13 protein-coding genes and 1 pseudogene are annotated in these 12,947 nt (G+C 68.1%); 12 read left to right on the forward strand and 2 right to left on the reverse strand.

The genetic code is table 11. The annotated features are described in order from the left end of the window. The first annotated feature begins 15 nt into the window (after positions 1-15). Positions 16-1,521 carry a carboxylesterase/lipase family protein gene (locus B8W67_RS16710; RefSeq protein WP_085305153.1) on the forward strand — a complete coding sequence of 502 codons (1,506 nt, stop codon included), beginning with the start codon at positions 16-18 and terminating at the stop codon, positions 1,519-1,521. 112 nt (positions 1,522-1,633) lie between these two features. Then, on the forward strand, positions 1,634-3,577 hold the full coding sequence (locus tag B8W67_RS16715) for a DUF7064 domain-containing protein (protein ID WP_085305135.1): 1,944 nt from the start codon (positions 1,634-1,636) through the stop codon (positions 3,575-3,577). Here the strand turns inward: B8W67_RS16715 and B8W67_RS16720 are convergent. Then, positions 3,567-4,028, reverse strand: a complete 462-nt coding sequence (locus tag B8W67_RS16720; RefSeq protein WP_069390879.1) for an RDD family protein — start codon at positions 4,026-4,028, stop codon at positions 3,567-3,569. The genes B8W67_RS16715 and B8W67_RS16720 overlap by 11 nt on opposite strands. 79 nt (positions 4,029-4,107) lie before the next feature. On the opposite strand from B8W67_RS16720, the gene B8W67_RS16725 reads away from it, so the two are divergent. The 4 genes and pseudogenes from B8W67_RS16725 (at position 4,108) to B8W67_RS16735 (ending at position 6,594) form a co-directional block, all read left to right on the forward strand. Continuing rightward, positions 4,108-4,485: a DUF2784 domain-containing protein gene (locus tag B8W67_RS16725; RefSeq protein ID WP_085305137.1), complete on the forward strand. Its 378-nt coding sequence runs from the start codon at positions 4,108-4,110 to the stop codon at positions 4,483-4,485. Beyond that, positions 4,482-5,198 (forward strand): MBL fold metallo-hydrolase, encoded by a 717-nt coding sequence (locus tag B8W67_RS16730; protein ID WP_085305139.1) that lies wholly within the window; start codon positions 4,482-4,484, stop codon positions 5,196-5,198. The genes B8W67_RS16725 and B8W67_RS16730 overlap by 4 nt, the downstream gene beginning before the upstream one ends. Before the next feature lie 40 nt (positions 5,199-5,238). Then, a pseudogene (locus B8W67_RS21430) lies at positions 5,239-5,787 on the forward strand (isochorismatase family protein); the annotation flags it as partial. Further along, positions 5,761-6,594: a nuclear transport factor 2 family protein gene (locus B8W67_RS16735; protein ID WP_085305155.1), complete on the forward strand. Its 834-nt coding sequence runs from the start codon at positions 5,761-5,763 to the stop codon at positions 6,592-6,594. The pseudogene B8W67_RS21430 and the gene B8W67_RS16735, both read left to right, overlap by 27 nt. Here B8W67_RS16735 and B8W67_RS16740 read toward each other — a convergent pair. Next, positions 6,591-6,992 (reverse strand): TOBE domain-containing protein, encoded by a 402-nt coding sequence (locus B8W67_RS16740; protein WP_069390882.1) that lies wholly within the window; start codon positions 6,990-6,992, stop codon positions 6,591-6,593. The two genes, B8W67_RS16735 and B8W67_RS16740, sit on opposite strands and share 4 nt — an antisense overlap. Positions 6,993-7,108: 116 nt before the next feature. Here B8W67_RS16740 and B8W67_RS16745 point away from each other — a divergent pair, with 116 nt between their 5' ends. The 6 genes from B8W67_RS16745 (at position 7,109) to B8W67_RS16770 (ending at position 12,933) form a co-directional block, all read left to right on the forward strand. Then, a complete protein-coding gene (locus B8W67_RS16745) occupies positions 7,109-8,443 on the forward strand; it encodes an ABC transporter substrate-binding protein (RefSeq protein WP_085305141.1) in 1,335 nt (444 codons plus the stop codon). Continuing rightward, the gene (locus B8W67_RS16750) at positions 8,440-9,339 is read left to right on the forward strand and encodes a carbohydrate ABC transporter permease (RefSeq protein WP_085305143.1); all 900 of its coding nucleotides are present in this window, start codon (positions 8,440-8,442) and stop codon (positions 9,337-9,339) included. Before B8W67_RS16745 ends, B8W67_RS16750 begins: the two co-directional genes overlap by 4 nt. Continuing rightward, positions 9,339-10,181 carry a carbohydrate ABC transporter permease gene (locus tag B8W67_RS16755; protein WP_085305145.1) on the forward strand — a complete coding sequence of 281 codons (843 nt, stop codon included), beginning with the start codon at positions 9,339-9,341 and terminating at the stop codon, positions 10,179-10,181. The genes B8W67_RS16750 and B8W67_RS16755 overlap by 1 nt, the downstream gene beginning before the upstream one ends. 2 nt (positions 10,182-10,183) lie before the next feature. Continuing rightward, positions 10,184-11,308 carry an ABC transporter ATP-binding protein gene (locus tag B8W67_RS16760; protein WP_085305147.1) on the forward strand — a complete coding sequence of 375 codons (1,125 nt, stop codon included), beginning with the start codon at positions 10,184-10,186 and terminating at the stop codon, positions 11,306-11,308. A 68-nt stretch (positions 11,309-11,376) separates the two neighbouring features. Continuing rightward, entirely contained in the window at positions 11,377-12,366 is a 990-nt protein-coding gene (locus tag B8W67_RS16765; RefSeq protein ID WP_085305149.1) for a patatin-like phospholipase family protein, read from the forward strand. Positions 12,367-12,477: 111 nt separating this feature from the next. Further along, positions 12,478-12,933, forward strand: coding sequence for an STAS domain-containing protein (locus B8W67_RS16770; RefSeq protein WP_085305157.1), 456 nt, complete (start codon positions 12,478-12,480; stop codon positions 12,931-12,933). Positions 12,934-12,947 lie beyond the last annotated feature (14 nt).

The following is a 12,947-nucleotide window of genomic DNA, read 5'->3' on the forward strand; positions in this document are numbered from 1 at the left end:
ACCTAGGAGATGTGCATGCACCAACGAACTGTCCGCGCCACCGTCGCCACGGGCATCGTCGAAGGCTTCACCCGCGAGGGGGTGCACCGCTGGCGGTCCATTCCGTACGCGCAGGCACCGGTCGGGTCGCTGCGGTTCCGCGCCCCCCGCCCGCCCCAGCCCTGGTCGGGGGTGCGGCACTGCCACGGGTTCACCAACTGCGCCCCGCAGCAGCGGATCTACACCGCGCTGGGCCTCGGTCGCTTCCAGCCGACCGATGAGGACTGCCTGACCCTCAACGTGGTGGCCCCGGAGACCCCGCCGGGCAATCAGCTGCCGGTGATGGTCTTCATCCACGGCGGCGGCTACATCCTCGGCAGCTCCGCCACCCCCATCTATGACGGGGCGGCGCTGGCGCGGCGCGGCTGCATCTACGTGTCGATGAACTACCGGCTCGGCGCGCTGGGCTGCCTGGATCTGTCGTCACTGTCCACCGCGGAGTACCCGCTGGAGAGCAACCTGTTCCTGCGTGACATCGTGGCGGCGTTGCAGTGGGTGCGCGACAACATCGCCGTCTTCGGCGGTGACCCCGACAACGTCACCGTGTTCGGTGAGAGCGCCGGGGCCCATGCGGTCTCGGCGCTGCTCGGGGTGCCCGCCGCCGCGGGCCTGTTCCACCGGGCCATCGCCGAATCCCCGGCAGCGGGAATGGAACGTTCCCGTGACATCGCCGAGCAGTTCGCCATCCGGTTCGCCGCGCTGCTCGGTGCCCGGCCCGGCGACGCCGCCAGCACCGTGATGACCGCCACCCCGGCCCAACTCGTGGCCGCTCAGGACGAACTGATCGACCAAGGCGTGCAGGAACAACTCGGTGCCTTCCCGATCGGCCCGGTCTACGGCGACGACGTCCTGCCACAACACCCGGTGGAGGCGATGCGCCGCGGCGCCGCGCACCCGGTACCGCTGATCGTGGGCACCAACGCCGAGGAGGGACGGCTGTTCACCCGCTTCCTGCAGATGCTGCCCACCAACGAGACGATGATCGAGGACCTGTTCACCCACGTCGCCCCGGCGACCCGGCGCCGCATCCTCGAGGCGTACCCGGACTATCCGGCCCGCGACGCGTGCATCCGTCTCGGTGGTGATTTCGCGTTCGGCGCCGCCGGTTGGCAGATCGCCGAGGCGCACAGCGCCCACGCTCCCACCTACGCCTACCGCTACGACTTCGCGCCCCGCGCGCTGCGCTGGTCCGGATTGGGCGCCACCCACGCCACCGAACTGTTCGCCGTGTTCGACGTCTACCGCAGCGGGCTGGGCATGATGATGACCGCCGCCGGTGACCGTGGTCCGGCACTGCGGGTCTCCAACGAGATCCAAAACCGGTGGCGGGAATTCGCCCGTACCGGAGTGCCCGGCCAGCAGTGGCCCGCCTACACCGAAGCCGACCGGGCAGTGCGGGTTTTCGACCGGCGCAGCCGTGTCGAATTCGACCCGCACCGGGAACGACGGCTCGCGTGGAACGGATTCTCCCTCACCGGATGACCGTAACGGCTAGGGTGAGTCGGTGCAGCGCAACAACATTGATGCCACAGGTACCCCAGGTCCCCGGGTTGTCGCCGACCCCTCCGAGCTGACCGCCTCGGGGCTGGCCGCGATGCTCGGCTCGTCGGCGGTCGACGACTTCACCGTCGAGCGCATCGGCACCGGACAGATGAGCGACAGCTACCGTCTCGCGTTGCGCTACGTCGACGGCCCGAGCGCGCAAGGACCCGCATCGGTGGTCCTCAAGGTCGCCGCCAGCGATCCCACCAGTCGTCAAACCGGTCTGGCGCTAGGCCTTTACGAGCGAGAGGTGCGGTTCTACACCGACGTGGCACCGCGGCTCGGCCCCGCCGTTGCCCACTGCTACGACGCCCAGATCGACCTGGACACCGGGGTGTTCCACCTGCTGATCGGCGACGCCGCACCGGCGACCGTCGGCGACGAACTCGTCGGCGCCAGCATCGACCAGGCCCGGCTGGCGGTCGACACGCTGGCCGGCCTGCAGGCGCCGTTGCTCGGCGACGCCGCGCTGGCCGACGCTCCCTGGCTCAACCGGGCAGCGCCGCTGAACCAGGGCCTGATCACCGGCCTTTATGCGGGGTTCACCGACCGCTACCGTGACGTCCTCACCGACCAGCAGCGTCTGGTCTGCGACCGGCTCGTCGGCAGCTTCGATGGCTATCTGGCCGCCGAATCCGCGCCCGGCCGTCCCCACGGCCTGGTGCACGGCGACTACCGCCTCGACAACCTGCTGTTCGGTACCGCCGGCGCACCGCCTCTGACCGTGGTCGATTGGCAGACCGTCAGTTGGGGTCCCGCGATGACCGACCTCGCCTATTTTCTCGGGGGAGCGCTACCGGTGGAGCTGCGTCGCGAACACCACCACGCGTTGCTGCGGGTCTACCACGCCGGGTTGGGGCCGGACGCCCCGCTGAGCCTCGACGAGGTCGCCGAAGGCGTGCGCCGGCAGTCCTTCTTCGGGGTGATGATGGCGATCGTCTCGGCGATGCTGGTCGAGCGCACCGACCGCGGCGACGCGATGTTCATGACCCTGCTGGACCGCCACACCCACCACGTGCTCGACACCGGGGCGCTCGACGCGCTGCCCGCGGCGGCCACCGTGGAACCGCTGCAACCGGATCCCGCCGACGAATACGCCCACCCCCCGGGGCCCGAACCCCTGTGGAACGAGAGTTGGTACTTCGATTTCGTCGACCCCGACCAGCAGCTCGCCGGATGGATCCGGTTGGGTCTCAACCCCAACGGTCCCGGTGCCTGGATCAACGCCATGCTCTGCGGGCCGGGGCACCCGACCATCGCGCTCAACGACTTTCAGGTCCCGCACCCCGCAGATCCCACCGACGTCCACGGCGACGGCGTCGCGTTGACCCAGCAGGTCCTCGAACCGCTGCAGACCTACCGGGTGCAGGCGGGCGGTGCCGGTCAAGCCTTCACCGATCCGTCGGCCCTGTTGCACGGCGGCACGGGCACCCCGGTGGAGGCAGCGATGGAGCTAGAGTTCACCACAGTCGGGACGCCCTATCAGTACCGGGTGACCCCCCGCTACGAAATCCCATGCACCGTCTCCGGAGAAGTCCGTATCGGTGAAAACCGCTACCGGCTGCGCGACGTGGTCGGTCAACGTGACCACTCCTGGGGGGTGCGCGACTGGTGGGGCATGGACTGGGTGTGGAACGCGCTGCACCTCGACGACGGCACCCACATCCACGGCGTGGAGGTGCGTTTGCCGCAGGCCGGTCCACTCGGGATCGGCTACGTGCAGACGTCGGGCCGGCCACTGACCGAACTGCGCGGCATCGTCAACCGGGAGACCATCGCCGACAACGGTTTACCCACCGCCACCGACGTGGAGCTGACCCCCGGTGACCTCACGGTGAGCGCAACGCCGGTGGCGCACGCACCGGTCACCCTGCAGGCCGTGGACGGCCGGGTCAGCCACTTCCCCCGCGCGTGGGTGCAGATCACCACCGCCGACGGGCGGCGCGGACACGGCTGGATGGAGTGGAACCGCAATCAGCGGCCGGTCACGCCTTGACGACTTCGGTGCCGCCGGCGAACTCATCGTGCTTGCCCTGTTTGGTGGCGCTACCGCTGATCGTCACACCGATCACCAGATAGGCCAGCACCGCCAGCAGCGCGCCGACCATCGGGACGATCGGCAGCAGGGTGAACAGGTTGCGGATCGCCGACTGTTTGACGTCGGGGCGCGGCGCGCCCCCGGGACCGCGCACGCTCAACCCCAGCAGTTTCTTGCCCGGGGTCGCGCCCTGGGCGGTCTCGAACAGCACGAAGTATCCGAACATCAACGCCCCGGAGAACAGACCGGTCACCATCCAGGGGTAGTCGTCGCCGACGGCGAACAGCGCCAACAACACTGCCGCGATGTTGACGATGATCCCGTCGATGACCCGGGCCCAGAACCGGGTTCCCACGCCGCCCGGGCGCGGGTAGTGCGCAGCCCCGGCATCAAATCCGTCCCCTGTCATGAAGACCAATCTACCGGCCGGGGGAGGGCCCCGCGATAGAGTGCACCACCGGAGTCCCGCGAGAGTGAGACGCGACGCGATGTATCCGATGGTGGTGGCGGCGACCGTCGTCGTGCACCTGACGTTTTTGGCCTACCTGGTGTGCGGCGGCTTTGTCGCGTTGCGTTTCCGGCGCAGCATCGTGGCGCACGGGCTGACGGTGTTGTGGGGTATCGCGATCACGCTCTGGCCCCTGGACTGCCCGCTGACCGGGCTGGAACGGTGGGCCCGCGGCCGCGGGGCGATGACGCCGCTGCCTCCCGACGGATTCGTTGCCCACTACCTCACCGGCGTGCTGTATCCCACCGGGTGGGTGACCGCGGTGCAGATCGCCGTGTTCGCCGTCGTCGCCGTCTCCTGGATCCTCTATGCGGCATCCGGACGAACCCGCGACAGCAGATGCGGGCACCGTCGATGAGCCCAACCTGGGTGCGGGTCGCCGACCGCGTCTACCGGGCGCGGCTGCCGTTCCTCGATGTCACCGTGGGACTGGTGTGGGGCAGCACCGGTGTCGTGCTGATCGACTGCGGCACAACACTCACCGAGGCGAGGACCATCAACCGTGACGTGCGCCGTCTGACCGGACGGCCGGTCGATCACCTGGTGCTCACCCACCACCACTTCGACCACGTACTGGGATCCTCGGTGTTCGCCGGTGCGCAGATGTATGCCGCACCGGCGGTGGCCGCGGCGCTGACGACGCGGTCGGCAGCGCTGCGCGACGACGCGATCGCCCACGGCGCGGATCCCGACGAGGTGGCGTCGGCGCTGGCTGCGCTGGAACCCGTCGTGCAACCGCGGGGACAGGGCGTGATCGACCTGGGGGAGCGCCGCGTCGCGGTGCGCCACCTCGGGGCCGGCCACACCGACCACGATCTGGTCGTCCTGGTCGAACCGTCCGAGGCGGGCGATCCGCGCGTGGTGTTCTGCGGCGATCTGGTCGAACAGTCCGGTGACCCGGTCATCGACGTCGACTCGGACCTGCCTAGTTGGCCCACGACCCTGGATCGACTGCTGGTCGCCGCCGGTCCTCAGGCGCGCTACGTGCCCGGCCACGGCGCCGTCGTCGGGGCGGGATTCGTCGCTGCGCAACGCGACCGGTTGGCTGCTCAGCGGGATCGGCGGGTCTGAGCGATCGGGGCGACGCGCCGATGGCGATACGGTGGTTGCTATGCGGGGTCTGATCATCGTCGACGTGCAGAAGGATTTCTGTGAGGGGGGCGCCCTGCCGGTCCACGGCGGCACCGCCGTGGCCGAGGCGGTCGGACGCCTCCTCACCTCCGATCACCCCTATGACCACGTCGTGGCCACCCGTGACTGGCACATCGACCCGGGCACCCACTTCTCCGACACCCCCGATTTCGTGATGTCCTGGCCACCGCATTGCCGCGCCGAGACCGCCGGGGCCGCGCTGCACCCCGCCCTGGCCGACAGCACCATCGACGCGGTCTTCTCCAAGGGGGGCTACGACCCCGGCTACAGCGGGATGGAGGGTGTTGACGCGGCCGGCACGGCTCTACCGCAGTGGCTGCGTGAACGCCGCGTCGACGCGGTCGACGTGGTCGGGTTGGCCACCGATCATTGTGTCCGGGCCACCGCCGAAGGCGCCGCGCGCGCCGGGTTCACCACCCGGGTGCTGATCGACCTCACCGCCGGGATCGCGCCCGCGTCCACCGCCGCGGCCCTCGACGCGATGCGGGCGGCCGGCGTCGAGGTGGTCGACAGCGTCACCACCAACGTTGAACGTGAGTTGCTGGCCGCGGTCGAGCAGTCGCCGCGCGCCGCCGCCGCCCACGATCGCACCGGGTGGGTGGGATTGTTCACCGCTGACGGTCGCGTCGAGGACCCGGTGGGCTCACGCCCGCACGTGGGGACCGCGCAGATCAGCCGTTTCTACGACACGTTCATCGGGCCGCGCGACATCGTTTTCCACCGCGACCTCGACATCGTCGACGAGTCGGTCGTCATCCGCGATCTGGAGCTCGAAGTGGCGATGGGATCGGCGGTCACGATGCACATCCCGGCGTTCCTGCGCTACGACATGCGCGCCGACAGCGGGCAGTTCAAGATCGCCTCGCTGCAGGCCTACTGGGAGCTGCCGGCGATGGTCGGCCAGTTCCTGCGTAACGGCACCCGGGCGGTGCGGCCGATGCGTCAGCTGAGCACCGGGCTGTACCGCAACCAGGGCATCGGCGGGGCCGTCGGCTTCATGACGGGCTTTCGCCGGCCGGGCTTCCGCAGTCACAAGGTGGTGCAGGCGTTCCTGCGTGCGGTGGCCCGCGACGATCTCGCCACCGCGCAACAGGCGCTCAGTGGGCAGGCCCAGATCACCGTCGGCGACACCCGGGCGTGTGGGCTTCCCGGGCTGGCCGCCCAGCTGACCGGGGCCGACTGGACGAAGATGATCGGCGCGGGCAGCACCGTCGTCGTCTCGGTCATCTCCGACGCCGGCCGCGGCGTGCTGTTCAGCGAGATGTCCGCGCGCAGCCAGAGGATCGACCGCATCCGCTACTTCGCCCATCCTTAACGGTCGGGTACCTCCACCACCACGTTGGTGGCCTTCACCGACGCGACGGCCAGACTGCCCGGCTCCAACCCCAACTCGTCGGCGGCCTCCCGGCTCATCAGCGACACCATCCGGAACGGCCCCGCCTGGATATCGACCTGCGCCATCACCGTGTCGCGGATGACGTTGGTGACCAACCCCACCAGCCGATTGCGTGCCGACGCACCCAACACCGGTTCGCGCGACAGCCGCTCGGCGACCGGACGCTGCTGCACGAACTGGGCCAACGCGGCCCCGTCGACGGTGCGCGGGCCGTCGCCGGAGGTGACCGGCAACCGTCCGGCGTCGATCCAGCGCCGCACGGTGTCGTCGCTGACCCCGAGCAGTTCGGCCACCTCGGAGATACGGAAACTCGGCATCGTGCCAGCCTATCGGGCGCATCGTCGGGCGATGACCGGTTCGGCCGGTCGCACGCCACGCCGAATCGCGCTGTGCTGCGCTCGGCGCGCCGGAGAGAGAGAGAATCACCGGTGTCATGGTCGGCACACCTATCTCCCGACGCACCGCGCTGCGGGGCGCCGCCGCGGTCACCGCGGCGGCACTGGCCGGTGCGCCCGCCGGGTGCGGGCACGCCGACGACGACGCCCTGAGCTTCTTCTTCGCCGCCAACCCGGAGGAGGCCGACGCCCGTCAGCGGATCGTCGACGCGTTCTGCGCCCACCACCCCGATATCCCGGTTCGCACCGTGCTCTCCGGCGGCAATCCGATGCAGCAGCTGTCGATCTTCTGCGCCGGCGGAAGATGCCCAGACGTCGTGATGGCCTGGGAGTTCAGCTACGCAGGACTGGCCGACCGGGGTGTGCTGGCCGATCTGAACACGTTTTTGGCGGCCGACCGGGAGTTCGCCGCGACGCTGCGCGACGACAGCATTCCCCCGTTGCTGCAGACCTTCGCCTACCGCAACTCCGGTCGTTCGGGACAGTTCGCGCTGCCCGAACAGTGGTCCGGGAACTTCTTGTTCTACAACCCTCGGCTGTTCGACGAGGCGGGGGTGCCGCGACCGCCGAGCCGTTGGCAACAACCGTGGAGCTTCGACGAGTTCCTCCGTGCGGCAACCGCGTTGACCAAGCGGGGCAGCAGCGGACGGGTCAGTCAGTGGGGGTTCGTCGACACCTGGGTGCCGTCCTACTCGGCGGCGTTGTTCGGCATGAACAACGGGGTTCCGTGGTCGACGCCGCGGATGAACCCGACCCACCTCAACTTCGATGACGACGCGTTTCTGGCCGGTGTGCAGTTCTACGCCGATCTGTCCGTGCGCCACCGCGTCGCCCCGGCCGCCTCCGACGTGCAGTCGATGTCGACGATGGATCTGTTCTCCGGTGGCCGTGCGGCGATGGCCCTCGGCGGGCATTGGCGCTACCAGACGTTCGCCCGGGCGAAGGGTTTGGACTTCGACGTCACGGTGCTGCCCACCGGCCCACGCGCCGATCGAGCCCAGTCCAACATCGGGACCACCGGGCTGGCGATCGCCGCCGACAGCCCGCGCACCGAGCAGGCTTGGGAGTTCGTCAAATTCGCGGCAGGGCCGGTCGGTCAGACACTGATCGGGGAGAGCGGACTTTTCGTGCCGGTATTGCATTCGGCGATCGCAGCACCGGGATTCGCCGCGGCCCACCAACGGATCGGCAACCTCGCCGTGCTCACCGAGGGACCGGCGCATTCGGCCGGCATGCCGATCAGCCCGGAATGGGAGAAGGTCAACGCACTGATGGACCGCAACATGGGCCCGGTGCTGCGCGGGGTTCGGCCGGCAAGCAGCCTCAAACAGACCCTCTGCGGCCCGGTCGACGAAGTGCTGGCCCGATCATGACCAGGAGGGGGCCGACCGACGAGCGCCGACGGGCTCGGGCGGGCCGGCTGTTCATCGCGCCCAACCTCGCGGCGGTGGCGGTGTTCCTGATCTTTCCGCTGGGGTTCTCCGCGTACATGAGCGTGCAGCGCTGGGATCTGTTCAATCCACCGGAGTTCGTGGGTTGGGAAAACTTCCGTACCCTGTTCACCGCCGACCCGTTGTTCGTCATCGCCGTGCGCAACACCGTGGTGTTCACCCTGGGCACCGTGATTCCCACGGTGGTGATCAGCGTCGCGGTCGCCGCGGTGCTCAACCGTAAACTCGCCGGTATCGGGGTGTTTCGTACCATCGTGTTCATGCCGCTGGCGGTCTCGGCGGTGGTGATGGCGGTGGTGTGGCAGTTCGTGTTCAACACCGACAACGGTCTGCTCAACATCATGCTCGGCTGGGTGGGTATCGACCCGATTCCCTGGCTGGTCGATCCCCGTTGGGCGATGGTCTCCCTGTGCGTCGTCAGCGTGTGGAAAAGCGTTCCGTTCGCCACCGTCATCCTGCTCGCGGCCATGCAGGGCGTGCCCGAATCACTGTATGAGGCCGCGCGTATCGACGGTGCCGGTGAGATTCGCCGGCTCACCGCGATCACGGTGCCGATGATCCGCGGCGCGGTCTGGTTCGTCGTCGTGATCTCGGTGATCGGTGCATTCCAGGCGTTCGACCAGGTCTATGTGCTCACCGGTGGCAACGGTGGCCCGGAGACCGGGACCTACGTGCTGGGCATCATGCTGTTCCAGCATGCCTTCGCATTCCTCGACTTCGGGTACGCCTCGGCGCTGGCGTGGGTGATGTTCGCGGTGCTGCTGGTGCTGACAGTGATCCAGCTGCGGTTGGCCCGACGCAACGCGGCGGTCAACTGATGGCCACTCGATCAGGTGCCCAACGGCGCATCGTGCGCAGCATCGCCCAGTACACCGCGCTGGCCGCCGTCGCCTCGTGTGCGCTGTTTCCCGTCCTGTGGGGCCTGTCCGGTTCGCTGAAGACCGACGCGGAGGTCACCGAGCCGATCCTGTTCCCGGAACACCCGCAGTGGTCGAACTACCGGGAGGTGTTCGCCCTGATGCCGTTCTGGAGGATGTTCGCCAACACAGTCCTTTATGCCGGCTGCGTCACCATCGGCCAGGTCTTCTTTTGTTCCCTGGCCGGTTATGCGTTCGCCCGCCTGCAGTTTCGGGGACGTGACACATTGTTCGTGCTGTACCTGGGAACCCTGATGGTGCCGTTGACGGTGACGGTGATTCCGCAGTTCATCATCATGCGGACCTTCGGCTGGACCGACACCATTTGGGCGATGATCATCCCGGGGCTCTTCGGCAGCGCGTTTGGCACCTATCTGATGCGGCAGTTTTTCCTCACCTTGCCCACCGATCTCGAGGAGGCCGCCACCCTCGACGGCTGCACCCCGTGGCAGATCTACTGGCGAGTGCTGCTGCCGCACGCCAAACCCGCGGTCATGGTGCTCGCGGTGCTCACCTGGGTCAACGTCTGGAATGATTTTCTGTGGCCGCTGTTGATGATTCAACGCGAGTCGATCGCCACCCTTACCCTGGGCCTGGTGTGGATGCAGGGCCAATACGTGTCGCGCTGGCCGGTACTGATGGCCGCCTCCATGCTCATCCTGGTACCGCTGGTGGCCGCCTATGCACTGGCTCAACGCACGTTCATCCGCGGGATCGCGGCGACCGGACTCGGGGGTCAGTGACGATGGCAGCGGTGCGATTCGAGCGCGCGACCCGGTGCTACGCGGGCGCAGAACACCCCGCCCTCGACTCGCTGGACCTCACCGTCGATGACGGGGAATTCATGGTGCTGGTCGGCCCGTCCGGATGCGGCAAGACCACGTCGTTGCGGATGGTGGCCGGCCTCGAGCCGGTGGACTCCGGGCGCATCCTCATCGGCGATACCGATGTCACCGATGCCGACCCGAAGGACCGTGACATCGCCATGGTCTTCCAGAACTACGCGTTGTATCCGCACATGACCGTCGCGCAGAACATGGGGTTCGCGCTGAAGGTGGCCAAAATCGCCAAGTCGGAGATCGGCAACCGCGTTCGGGAGGCCGCCCGCCTTTTGGATCTCGAAGCGCTGCTGGACCGCAAACCCAAGGATCTTTCCGGGGGCCAGCGCCAACGGGTGGCGATGGGGCGCGCGATCGTTCGCCGTCCCCAGGTGTTCCTGATGGATGAGCCGTTGTCGAACCTGGATGCGAAACTCCGTGTCCAGACCCGCAACCAGATCGCCCAGCTGCAGCGGAGCTTGGCCACTACCACCGTCTACGTCACCCACGACCAGGTCGAGGCGATGACGATGGGGGACCGGGTGGCGGTCCTGCGCGACGGGAAGCTGCAGCAGTGCGCCGCACCTCGTGACCTGTATCGCCGGCCGGCGAACACGTTCGTGGCCGGTTTCGTCGGCTCTCCGGCGATGAACCTGTTGTCCGGCACGGTCCGAGACGGGCGGATCACGGTCGGTGACGCATCGATCGCCGTACCGCGGCCGATGGCCACCGATAGCGAGCACATCGTCGTCGGCGTCCGTCCGGAACACCTTCACGTCGCCGGCGGCGCGGATGGCTCCGACAATGCCGACAGCGACGACGGCGGGACCATCGCTGTCGTCGTCGACGTGGTCGAGGATCTCGGCGCCGACGCCTACATCTACGCCCACCTCATCTGCGCCCACCTCGCCGATGCGCCCCCCGCAGAACCGGTTCCCCTGGTGGCGCGGGTGGACGGGTTGCGGCCGCCGCGCCGCGGAGACCGGTTGCAGCTGCGTCCCGACCGCCACCACCTGCACTATTTCGACGCCACCGGTCAGCGCCGGGAGTAGGCGCGCTGTGCGGCACCGCGGGAGGTCAAACCGGTCCGCCGGGGAGAGCCGGGACCTATCGTTGGATCATGAACGCGGAATCCGCATTGCGCGCCGATTTGGTGTGCGAGGGCGGCGGGGTGCGCGGGATCGGTCTGGTCGGCGCGGTGCACGCCCTTGCCGGCGCCGGCTACCGGTTTCCCCGGGTCGCGGGCTCGAGCGCCGGTGCTGTGGTCGCCGCGTTGGTCGCCGCTCTGCAGGCCGCGGGTGAACCGCTGGGGCGGCTCACCGAACTGATGCGCACCATCGACTACCGTCACTTCGCCGACCCCGGGTGGGTCAGCCGGATACCGCTGATCCGACCGGCGGCGGCGGTGGCGATCTTCGACGGGGTTTATCGGGGGGCCTACCTGGAGCGGCTGATGACCGGTCTGCTCGGCGACCTCGGAGTGCGTTCGTTCGGCGATTTGCGCACCGGGCAGAGCGCCGAGCAGTTCGCCTGGTCGTTGGTGGTCACCGCCAGCGACCTGTCGCGGCGTCGCCTGGTGCGCATCCCCTGGGATCTGGACTCCTACGGCATCGATCCCGATGAGTTCCCGGTGGCCCGGGCGGTGCGGGCCTCGGCGGCGATTCCGTTCATCTTCCGCCCGGTCCGGGTGCGGGGGGCGACCTGGGTCGACGGTGGGCTGCTGTCGAATTTTCCGGTGCAGCTGTTCGACCGCGCGCACCCGCGCTGGCCCACCTTCGGGATTCGGCTCTCCGCGCGGCCGTGCCAACCGCCGGTCACCCATCCGGTGCGTGGACCATTGTCGGTGGGGCTGGCCGCCCTGGAAACACTGGTGGGCAACCAGGATGCCGCCTACGTCGACGACCCGTGCACCGTGCGGCGCACGGTGTTCGTGCCGGTGCCCGACATCAGCTCCGTCGACTTCGACATCACCACCGCCGAGCGCGAGAGCCTCTTCGCCCGCGGCGTTCAGGCCGGTGAACAGTTCGTGAAGGACTGGGATTATGGGGAATATTTGGCCGCCTGCCAGGCAACTTCATCGATCCGTGACCATCCCAATACCGGTTCTTAATGAAGCTTTACTCCTTACACCCGGCCACCTTAACTTGGCCGCCTAGCTTGGGTACCAGGTCGAGGTAGCCACCTCGAACCGGACGTCAGACTAGTGAGGCAGGGGGCCATCATGACTTCCACCGGTTCGACCCGGCGTTTCACCCACAGGTACGGCAATCCGGTTACTGATTACGGCGACGCCCGGCTTCGGGTGCAATCCCGTCAGCTGGCGACGGTGGTCACGATCAGTGGCCGGATCGATGAAACGAACATCGACCGTATCCGTCAGTACGCAAAGCGTTATGTGTTGGCAGAAAAGCCGTTTGTTCTCGACCTGACCGACGTCACCGTTTTCTCATCGCAAGGTATGTCGCTGCTGCACTGCATTGAGGAAACGTGCTGCACTGTAGGGGTGGAATGGTCGTTGATCGCAAGCCGGCCCGTCAAAGAGATGCTGCGGGTGTTCGGTGGTGAAGCCGCATTCCCCACGGCGGATTCGACACCGGAGGCGCTCAACCAATTCGGCTCTTCCCGATTGGGAGTGCATGAGCTGGTTCGTGGTGCGGCGGTGAGGTTGGGGATGTAGGCGGGTCCTGGGGT

The organism is Mycolicibacillus koreensis (assembly GCF_002104795.1).
GTDB lineage: Bacteria > Actinomycetota > Actinomycetes > Mycobacteriales > Mycobacteriaceae > Mycobacterium > Mycobacterium koreense.

What these genes read in the sequence shown, in the direction of transcription:
- B8W67_RS16710 (WP_085305153.1), top strand. Translation starts at nt 16, where the DNA reads ATGCACCAACGAACTGTCCGCGCCACCGTCGCCACGGGCATCGTCGAA.
- B8W67_RS16715 (WP_085305135.1), top strand. Translation starts at nt 1,634, where the DNA reads ATGCTCGGCTCGTCGGCGGTCGACGACTTCACCGTCGAGCGCATCGGC.
- B8W67_RS16720 (WP_069390879.1), bottom strand. Translation starts at nt 4,028, where the DNA reads ATGACAGGGGACGGATTTGATGCCGGGGCTGCGCACTACCCGCGCCCG.
- B8W67_RS16725 (WP_085305137.1), top strand. Translation starts at nt 4,108, where the DNA reads ATGTATCCGATGGTGGTGGCGGCGACCGTCGTCGTGCACCTGACGTTT.
- B8W67_RS16730 (WP_085305139.1), top strand. Translation starts at nt 4,482, where the DNA reads ATGAGCCCAACCTGGGTGCGGGTCGCCGACCGCGTCTACCGGGCGCGG.
- B8W67_RS16735 (WP_085305155.1), top strand. Translation starts at nt 5,761, where the DNA reads ATGCGGGCGGCCGGCGTCGAGGTGGTCGACAGCGTCACCACCAACGTT.
- B8W67_RS16740 (WP_069390882.1), bottom strand. Translation starts at nt 6,992, where the DNA reads ATGCCGAGTTTCCGTATCTCCGAGGTGGCCGAACTGCTCGGGGTCAGC.
- B8W67_RS16745 (WP_085305141.1), top strand. Translation starts at nt 7,109, where the DNA reads ATGGTCGGCACACCTATCTCCCGACGCACCGCGCTGCGGGGCGCCGCC.
- B8W67_RS16750 (WP_085305143.1), top strand. Translation starts at nt 8,440, where the DNA reads ATGACCAGGAGGGGGCCGACCGACGAGCGCCGACGGGCTCGGGCGGGC.
- B8W67_RS16755 (WP_085305145.1), top strand. Translation starts at nt 9,339, where the DNA reads ATGGCCACTCGATCAGGTGCCCAACGGCGCATCGTGCGCAGCATCGCC.
- B8W67_RS16760 (WP_085305147.1), top strand. Translation starts at nt 10,184, where the DNA reads ATGGCAGCGGTGCGATTCGAGCGCGCGACCCGGTGCTACGCGGGCGCA.
- B8W67_RS16765 (WP_085305149.1), top strand. Translation starts at nt 11,377, where the DNA reads ATGAACGCGGAATCCGCATTGCGCGCCGATTTGGTGTGCGAGGGCGGC.
- B8W67_RS16770 (WP_085305157.1), top strand. Translation starts at nt 12,478, where the DNA reads ATGACTTCCACCGGTTCGACCCGGCGTTTCACCCACAGGTACGGCAAT.